At 47.3% G+C, this 469-nt stretch carries 1 protein-coding gene; it reads left to right on the top strand.

Annotated elements, in window-relative coordinates:
• A partial coding sequence (locus ACVA53_RS25025) for an IS30 family transposase (RefSeq protein ID WP_446506631.1) occupies nt 1-433 on the top strand: 433 nt, incomplete at its 5' end.
• Between the last annotated feature and the right edge of the window lie 36 nt (nt 434-469).

Genomic DNA, 469 nt, shown 5'->3' with positions numbered 1-469 from the left:
ATTGGGCAAGCACGGGACGGGTGCAATAGTCACGATCTTGGAGCGCAAGAGCCGGTTTTATCTCGCTAAAAAAGTGGCTTCTAAATCAGCAGTTGAAGTGACGAAAGCGACAATTAAGATGTTGATGCCGTACAAACATCTCGTACACACGATCACAGCCGATAACGGTCATGAGTTTGCAGGTCATCAGGCAATTGCCGAGGCGCTAGAGGCTAAACTTTACTTCGCTCATCCCTACAGCTCTTGGGAGCGAGGCGCGAATGAAAACGCTAACGGGCTTTTACGGCAATATGTGAAAAAAGGTACGGACTTGAGAACGGTCACTGATGAAGATATCGAACTTGCCCAATCAAGGATAAACAACCGACCGAAAAAGTGTTTAGGGTTCAAGCAGCCATCTGTCGTCTTTAAAACGATGGTTATGGCTGCTTGATATTAGAGGGTGTCGCACTTCGGAGTTGAATTCGGG

This window comes from Photobacterium sp. DNB23_23_1 (genome assembly GCF_052873815.1).
This window is presented reverse-complemented; position numbering and strand designations above follow the sequence as displayed.